The following is a 7651-nucleotide window of genomic DNA, read 5'->3' as shown; positions in this document are numbered from 1 at the left end:
CCCCGACCAGCTTGCACGCATGATGCTTGCGCAGATGGACGCTATTGATCGTGGAGAAGCGCCACAGAATGTGGTGGATCGCGATGCGGGTTATTAAGGTCATTCATTCTTAAATAGAAATGCAGGCGGGGCACCACCCCCCTCTGCCCTGCCGGGCATCTCCCCCTCAAGGGGGGATATTGGCTGACACCACTATCCGCCCTCATTTTTGCAACGTCAGCGATTGGTGCCGCGCGTTAATGACAAGATAATCTCCACCCTTGAGGGGGAGATGCCCGGCAGGGCAGAGGGGGGTGCCTCTTGACGCCATCACAACAAGAACCGCTAAGGCCGCCTGTAACCTGTCGGCTGCCCATAGAGATAACCGATACGCTCGATGGCCTCAGCCAAACCCTCACGCGAAACGTCCATTGTGTGGCCATTGGCATGGATCATCGTCTTGGCGTCGGTCATGATCGAGACATGACCTTTCCAAAACACGAGATCGCCACGCTTCAGCCCCGCGCCCGGATCAAGCACTTCGCCAATGCTTGCCGCCTGCATATCGGAATCGCGCAGGACATGGCGACCAGCCATCCGCATGGAAAGCTGGACCAGCCCTGAACAATCAATACCGAAAGCTGACGCGCCGCCCCAGAGATAGGGCGTGTAAAGCAGAGTTTCGGCAACCGAAACGTAATCGTCCTTAGCATCACCGACAGGAGCCAGATGCTTCGCAATCACCGCCTCGCCCGAAGTCAGAACCGCATAGAGCGTGCCCCGCGCCTCAACGAAGTCGGAGACGCTGACCAGCGAGCCCATCGAAAGCTCGGCAGTTCGCGGCTTTTTCAGATCGGGGCCGGGATAGACAAAGGTTCGCGGCGCGGTGACGACGTGGGTCGCATCCGCATTATGCGTCGAGATCGTGTTGTCGGAGACATAACCGACATAGCCATCCGTCTGCGACTGCACCCACGCCCAGCCATCGGCATCTTCGAAAACCAGCACTTCTTCGCCGAAAAGAAGCTGCGAGTTCACGCCGGAATCCGGGCGCGGTGCGGCGCGCAGATCAGCCAGAGGCACGGCAATGCAAGCCTTGCGTCCCTCGACGAATTGTGGCGATGCGATTTCACCTTTCAGGCGCGCATCGGCGAGGTCTGGCCTATAGGCATGCAATCGCGCATCGCTTGTGTTCAAATCGGCAACTCCATTCCCTTGGCGATGATGGTATCACCAAATTTCTCGACATAAAGCGCGCCTTCCACCGTGCGGCGGATAATGACGTTGCGTTTGTCGAGCGTATCGCGATGCCGCGACACGAGGTTCAAGGCACCCATCGTATCGAGCGCGCGGGTGATTACGGGCTTGGTCACATTAAGTCGGGCAGCCAGACCGCGAACCGTGTGCGGCGGCGGGTCGAGATAGATGGTCAGCAGGATCGCAAGCTGACGCGTCGTCAAATCGTGCGCATGCTCATGCACCTCCGAAAGCACCACCTGCTGCCAGAGCCGCAATGCCTGACTGGGACGCATCACGATTGCCATGCGCCCTGTCTACAGCAAAATCGTTTCGGTTCCGTTTCAATGAGCCTTTACGAATAGCGCGAGGCGATCAGCCTTTCCAAAGCGCGTATGCCCTGCGCTTCGCCGCCAGCCGGTCCGTGCGGACGATCTGCCGGATTCCATGCAAAAATATCGAAATGCGCCCAGCTTTGCGTCTTCTCGACAAACCGGCGCAGGAAAAGCGCTGCCGTGATCGATCCCGCAAAACCATCCGTCGTGACATTGTTGAGATCGGCAATTCTGGACGAAAGCTTTGCCGAATAGGGCTTCCAGAGCGGCATGCGCCACAGCGGGTCGTCCACGTCAGCCGATGCGTTCGCGATCTCGGATGCGAGAGCATCATCATCGGTGTAGAAGGGCGGCAAATCCGGCCCAAGGGCTACGCGGGCGGCCCCGGTAAGCGTCGCCATATCGATGAGCAGCGCCGGCTCTTCTTCGTCGGCCAACGCCAGAGCATCCGCCAGAACAAGCCTGCCCTCGGCATCCGTGTTGCCGATCTCGACGGTCAGGCCTTTGCGGCTCTGCAAGACGTCGCCGGGGCGGAACGCATTGCCGGAGATGGAGTTTTCGACCGCCGGGATCAGCACGCGCAGACGAACTTTCAACCCGGACGCCATGATGATGGACGCAAGGCCGAGCACATTGGCAGCGCCGCCCATGTCCTTTTTCATCAGGAGCATTCCGCTCGCCGGTTTGATGTCCAGCCCGCCCGTGTCGAAGCAGACGCCCTTGCCGACCAGCGTTACCTTCGGCGCAGAAGCATCGCCCCAGCGCAGATCGATCAGGCGTGGCGCTTCGACCGAGGCGCGGCCGACGGCGTGGATCATGGGGAAGTTCTCGCTTAGCAGCGCGTCTCCCTTGATCACGCTGATTTCGGCCTTGTGACGCTTGGCCAATGCGCGAACCGCGGCTTCCAGCGCATCCGGCCCCATGTCGTTTGTTGGTGTGTTGACCAGATCGCGGGCCAGAAAAACGCCTTCAACGATTTGCGCGGCACGTTCGATATTCACGCCTTCCGGCACCGAAAATCGCAAATCCTTGCCCGGTTTTTTGCCGTAACGCGTGAAAACATAAGCGCCCATCGCAATTGCGAGGGAGGAAAGCTCAGGATTCGACGGCGAATTCTCAAAATGCCAGTCGCCTGCCGGTAGCGATTTTCCGAGATGTCCGGTGATCAAAGCGGACCCGTCGCCAATGCCGAACAAGGCCGATGAGATCGAGCCATCCTCGCCCGGCACGATCAGCGTTGCCCCTGCATCGCCTGAAAACCCGTTTGCATCTGCCCAACCGCGCGCAGCATCGGGCAAACCGGCCCCTTCGAGATCGCCTTTTGCAATCAGATAAATCGGCCGCGACGCCGCACTTTTCGTTTTCGCAAATTCCACGGGCATTTCAGGCAATTCCTTTTGTTTTAAGCGTAAAGGCAGTTCGGGCAGCAACGGATTTTAACGATCCGTTAGGGTTAACAGAATATTTCTTCAAGACGGGGTATAGCCGTTTTGGCGATGGAGACGGGCGCAAATGTTGACCAACAGCCTGATGAAAACAACGGGAAAACGGCTATTGTCTGGCGTTTTCCTGCTGGCGCTTGCGGCAGGGGTTGCCGGGTGCTCGTCCGTCAGCCGTGAAATCACCGGCTCGATCTCGCGCGGGTCGAGCAAGGCGGTCGACCAGATGTCATCGTCAGAGCTCAACGGCGCATCCGCATCACTCGGCAGGTCCTACGCTTCGGACCCCAAGAACAAATCCACGGCGTTGCGTTACGCAAGCGTGCTCCAGATGGACGGGAAGTCGGATCAGGCACTGGCCGTGATGCGCAAGACCGCGATCATCCACCCCCAGGATCGTGAAGTGCTTGCCGCATACGGAAAATCGCTGGCCAGCGTCGGCCAGTTCGAACCGGCGCTCGATGCAATCCGCCGTGCGCAGACCCCTGAATATCCGGACTGGAAGCTGGTTTCGGCAGAAGGCGCGATCCTCGACCAGATCGGCCAGACCGGTGAGGCGCGCCAGCTTTACCGCAAGGCGATGGATCTGAAGCCGAACGAGCCTTCCGTCATCTCCAATCTCGGCATGTCCTATCTGCTCGAAGGCGATCTGAAATCCGCCGAAACCTATATGCGCTCCGCCGCACAGGCACCGGGCGCTGACAGCCGCGTCCGCCAGAATCTGGCGTTGGTGGTCGGTCTGCAGGGGCGCTTCCCTGAAGCCGAGCAGATCGCGCGGCAAGAGCTCTCACCCGATCAGGCGCAGGCCAATGTGGCCTATCTTCGCAACATGCTGGCGCAGCAAAATAGCTGGAGCCAGATCAAGGACGAAGACAAAAAAGCGGCTAATTGAGCTGGTTTTTTCATTTTCAAACAGAAGCGCGTGCGGGGCAGCACCCCCCTCTGCCCTGCCGGGCATCTCCCCCTCAAGGGGGGAGATTATCCCGTCATGAACGCTGGCACCAATTACCGATGCTGCAGAATGAAAGTAGAAAGTTGTGTCAGCCAATCTCCCCCCTTGAGGGGGAGATGCCCGGCAGGGCAGAGGGGGGTGCCTCGCGATTCCATCAAAACAGGAACGCTTTAGAACACCCCGCGTTCGCTGATGGTAATCCCCGCCGGTCCAAGAATAACCGCAAACAAAACCGGCAGAAAAAACAGGATCATCGGCACGGTGAGTTTTGGCGGCAGTGCTGCGGCTTTCTTTTCCGCCTCGTTCAGCCGCATCTCGCGGCTTTCATTGGCCAGAACGCGCAGCGCCTGCGCGATCGGCGTGCCGTAACGCTCAGCCTGAATGAGCGCCTGGCAGACGGACTTCACCGAATCCAGACCGGTACGGGATGCGAGGTTCTCATAGGCCTGACGGCGTTCCTGAAGGTAGGAAAGCTCGGCGTTGGTCAAAATCAGCTCGCCTGCGAGTTCCACGGACTGGCGACCGATTTCGTCGGCGACCTTGCGGATCGCAGCTTCGGTCGACATGCCGGATTCCACGCAGATCAGCATCAGATCGAGCGCGTCCGGCCAGGCGGCCTGAATGGACTTCTTACGCTTTGTCGCACGGTTGCTGACATAGATGATCGGTGCATAAAAGCCCGCGTAAGCGGCAAGAATGCAGGCGAAAATCTTCATGAAAATCGGCTTTTCAGCCAGACCGCCCAATACGAGAATATAGAAAAGCGCCAGTGCCAGACCAACGAAGGGCAAAACAAGGCGGAAGAACAGAAACTTGGTCAGCGGGTTCTGGCCGCGAAAACCCGCGACTTTCAGCTTCAGCAGCGTCGCGTCGTCCGCCAGAGCGCGCCGAAGATCGAGCTTTTCGACGATGTTGCGCATGCCGATGGATTCTTGTTCGCGAAGGCCGCGGCGACGCCGCTCGGTTTCGGCAGCAAGCCTTGCGCGCTGCTGCGCACGCAGTTCATCACGCTCCAGCGCGACGGATTTCATGCGGGCTTTCAAAGGGTTTCCGCCGAAAGCAGGCAGCGCCGTGAAAACCGCCGCGAACACCGCAATCGCGACCAGCAACGCGATCAGAAAGGATGGGTCGGTGAGGGATTTGAAAACCTGATCGGTCATGTCGCGCCTAGACCTCGAAATTGATCATGTTGCGCATGACGAGGATGCCGATAGACATCCAGACAAGCGATATGCCCAGTATCAGATGCCCCGTACTCGTCACGAAAAGCGGGGTGATGTAGTTGGGGCTCGACAGGTAGACCATGATGGCGACGATGAACGGCAATGCGCCGATAATGGCGGCGGATGCCTTCGCTTCCATGGAAAGCGCCTGTACCTTGGCCTTCATCTTCTTGCGGTCGCGAAGCACGCGCGAAAGATTGCCCAGCGCCTCGGAAAGATTGCCGCCGGCCTGCTGCTGAATTTGAATGACGATGCCGAAGAAGCCGGCTTCCGGGCAAGGCATCGTCTCGCTCATGCGCATTGCGGCATCGGGAATGGAAATGCCTGCCTGTTGCGCATCCACGATGCGGCGGAATTCGGTGCGGACCGGCTCGGCGGATTCGTTTGCGATCAGCCGAATGCCGTCATTCAAAGGCAGGCCGGATTTGACCGCACGCACGATGACGTCCAGCGCGTTCGGAAATTCCTTGAGGAACGCTTTCACGCGGCGCGCCCGGATGAAGGACACGACCCAGCGCGGCACGCCGAGACCACCAACGATCAGGACGCCTGGAAGAATGAGCGTCGGCGCTCCAAGGATAAATGCGATCAAGGTCAGCGCCACCCCGCCGATCACCGAATAGAGGTAGAAGCGCTGCATGGTGATCTGGATACCGGCTTGCCTAAGCTGGATCTTCAGCGGCGGCTTGCGGACGTGCTTGTCATTCGCCTTGTGCTTGTCGTCTATGTCCTTCAGCGTGTCCTGAACTGACTTGCGCCGCCTGGTCGCCTCGGCCAGCCGGTCGCGCGATGCTTTCACGACTGATCCGTCAGTTTCAGCGCTTTTTATCGTCTGGAAGCGCTTTTCGACCTTCTTTTCGCTGGCCAGCCTGTTGAACAAAAGTGCATAGGCGATGGCACCCGCGCTGCCACCGGCAAGCAGAATGAAAAGGATCAGCGTGGTATCAATTCCGAACATGGGCGTGCATGCCTCCGGTCATCAATCGACCTGCTTTTCCATGGCTTCCAGAACAGTCGCCAGGCGCTGTTCTTCATTGTAATAGCGCGCCCGATCCCAGAAATGCGGGCGCCCTATGCCTGTCGAAACATGCTTGCCGATCAGCTTGCCCGAAGCGTCCTCTCCCTTGATGTCGTAGAGAAGAAGGTCCTGCGTGATGATGACATCGCCTTCCATGCCGATCACTTCGGTAACATGCGTGATGCGGCGCGAGCCGTCGCGCAGACGCGCGGCCTGAATGATGATGTCCACCGAGCCGACGATGGTTTCGCGCACGGTTTTCTGCGGAAGCGAAAAACCGCCCATGGCGATCATGGATTCGATACGGTTCAAACATTCGCGCGGGCTGTTGGAGTGGATCGTGCCCATCGAGCCATCATGGCCGGTGTTCATCGCCTGAAGCAGATCGAACACTTCGGGTCCGCGCACTTCGCCGACGATGATCCGCTCGGGGCGCATGCGCAGGCAGTTCTTGACCAGATCGCGCATCGTCACTTCGCCCTCGCCTTCCAGATTGGGCGGGCGGGTTTCTAGGCGCACAACATGCGGCTGCTGAAGCTGCAATTCGGCAGAGTCTTCGCAGGTGATGATGCGTTCGTCGCGGTCGATATAGTTGGTCAGGCAGTTCAAAAGCGTCGTCTTGCCGGAACCGGTGCCGCCGGAAATGACGATGTTGCAGCGAACGCGCCCGATGATTTTGAGGATTTCCGCACCCTCCGGCGAGATCGCGCCGAAGCGGACGAGCTGGTCGAGCGTCAGCTTGTCCTTCCTGAATTTACGGATCGTCAGGGTGGCACCGTCGATGGAAAGCGGCGGCGCAATGACGTTCACACGCGAACCATCAGGCAAGCGCGCATCGCATATGGGCGATGATTCATCGACGCGGCGGCCGACCTGGCTGACGATGCGCTGGCAGATGTTCAAAAGCTGCTGGTTGTCGCGAAAACGAATGCCGGTCTGTTCGACCTTGCCGTTCACTTCAATGAACACCTGCTTTGCGCCATTGACCATGATGTCGGCGATGTCGTCGCGCGCCAGCAGAGGTTCGAGCGGTCCGTAGCCCAGAACGTCGTTGCAGATGTCCTCGAGCAGTTCTTCCTGCTCGGCGATCGTCATCGCGAAATTCTTGATCGCGATAATGTCGTTGACGATGTCGCGAATTTCTTCGCGCGCGCTGTCTGCATCGAGCTTTGCAAGCTGCGTCAGATCGATCGTGTCAATAAGGGCGGAAAAGACCTGGCTTTTGGTGTCGTAATAGGCTTCCGAGCGCTCGCGCGCGCCGCCACGACGCGGCTCCGGGGCGAGCGGCGGAGCTTCGACTGCCCTGCGTGCAGGTTGAGATGCGGCAGGTTCTACCAGCCGTTCATCAGCCGCATGCGGTGCTGGCGGCGTTGCAACAGCAGTCGCCGCCGCTGGCGGGCGAAAAACGGGCGCCCGGCTATCCTGATCGTTGCCTCTTTTACCGAACATGCCGTTTCACCAATTCCGCT

7 protein-coding genes are annotated in these 7651 nt (G+C 59.1%); 1 reads left to right on the top strand and 6 read right to left on the bottom strand.

From position 1 onward, the window contains the following. Positions 1 to 324: 324 nt before the first annotated feature. The 3 genes from ABFT80_RS19595 to ABFT80_RS19585 are packed head-to-tail and all read right to left on the bottom strand — an operon-like array spanning position 325 to position 2932. Positions 325 to 1176: a C40 family peptidase gene (locus tag ABFT80_RS19595; RefSeq protein ID WP_347973615.1), complete on the bottom strand. Its 852-nt coding sequence runs from the start codon at positions 1174 to 1176 to the stop codon at positions 325 to 327. Further along, positions 1173 to 1523 (bottom strand): MarR family winged helix-turn-helix transcriptional regulator, encoded by a 351-nt coding sequence (locus ABFT80_RS19590; protein ID WP_347973614.1) that lies wholly within the window; start codon positions 1521 to 1523, stop codon positions 1173 to 1175. The genes ABFT80_RS19595 and ABFT80_RS19590 overlap by 4 nt, the downstream gene beginning before the upstream one ends. A 47-nt stretch (positions 1524 to 1570) precedes the next feature. Continuing rightward, positions 1571 to 2932: a leucyl aminopeptidase family protein gene (locus tag ABFT80_RS19585; protein WP_347973613.1), complete on the bottom strand. Its 1362-nt coding sequence runs from the start codon at positions 2930 to 2932 to the stop codon at positions 1571 to 1573. Positions 2933 to 3062: 130 nt separating this feature from the next. Between ABFT80_RS19585 and ABFT80_RS19580 the strand changes: the two genes are divergently transcribed. After that, a complete protein-coding gene (locus tag ABFT80_RS19580) occupies positions 3063 to 3881 on the top strand; it encodes a tetratricopeptide repeat protein (RefSeq protein WP_347973612.1) in 819 nt (272 codons plus the stop codon). 230 nt (positions 3882 to 4111) lie between these two features. Here the strand turns inward: ABFT80_RS19580 and ABFT80_RS19575 are convergent, their stop codons facing one another. From ABFT80_RS19575 to ABFT80_RS19565, 3 genes are read right to left on the bottom strand one after another with little or no spacing between them, the layout of a single operon-like run. Then, positions 4112 to 5101, bottom strand: a complete 990-nt coding sequence (locus ABFT80_RS19575; RefSeq protein WP_347973611.1) for a type II secretion system F family protein — start codon at positions 5099 to 5101, stop codon at positions 4112 to 4114. A 7-nt stretch (positions 5102 to 5108) separates the two neighbouring features. Next, positions 5109 to 6122, bottom strand: coding sequence for a type II secretion system F family protein (locus tag ABFT80_RS19570; protein WP_347973610.1), 1014 nt, complete (start codon positions 6120 to 6122; stop codon positions 5109 to 5111). A gap of 21 nt (positions 6123 to 6143) precedes the next feature. After that, a complete protein-coding gene (locus tag ABFT80_RS19565) occupies positions 6144 to 7631 on the bottom strand; it encodes a CpaF family protein (RefSeq protein ID WP_347973609.1) in 1488 nt (495 codons plus the stop codon). Between the last annotated feature and the right edge of the window lie 20 nt (positions 7632 to 7651).

The organism is Foliimonas ilicis (assembly GCF_039939195.1).
GTDB classification, from domain to species: domain Bacteria; phylum Pseudomonadota; class Alphaproteobacteria; order Rhizobiales; family Rhizobiaceae; genus Foliimonas; species Foliimonas ilicis.
This window is presented reverse-complemented; position numbering and strand designations above follow the sequence as displayed.

Coding starts and splice junctions, on each gene's coding strand:
- ABFT80_RS19590 (WP_347973614.1), bottom strand. CDS start 1,523: ATGGCAATCGTGATGCGTCCCAGTCAGGCATTGCGGCTCTGGCAGCAG.
- ABFT80_RS19585 (WP_347973613.1), bottom strand. CDS start 2,932: ATGCCCGTGGAATTTGCGAAAACGAAAAGTGCGGCGTCGCGGCCGATT.
- ABFT80_RS19580 (WP_347973612.1), top strand. CDS start 3,063: ATGTTGACCAACAGCCTGATGAAAACAACGGGAAAACGGCTATTGTCT.
- ABFT80_RS19575 (WP_347973611.1), bottom strand. CDS start 5,101: ATGACCGATCAGGTTTTCAAATCCCTCACCGACCCATCCTTTCTGATC.
- ABFT80_RS19570 (WP_347973610.1), bottom strand. CDS start 6,122: ATGTTCGGAATTGATACCACGCTGATCCTTTTCATTCTGCTTGCCGGT.
- ABFT80_RS19565 (WP_347973609.1), bottom strand. CDS start 7,631: ATGTTCGGTAAAAGAGGCAACGATCAGGATAGCCGGGCGCCCGTTTTT.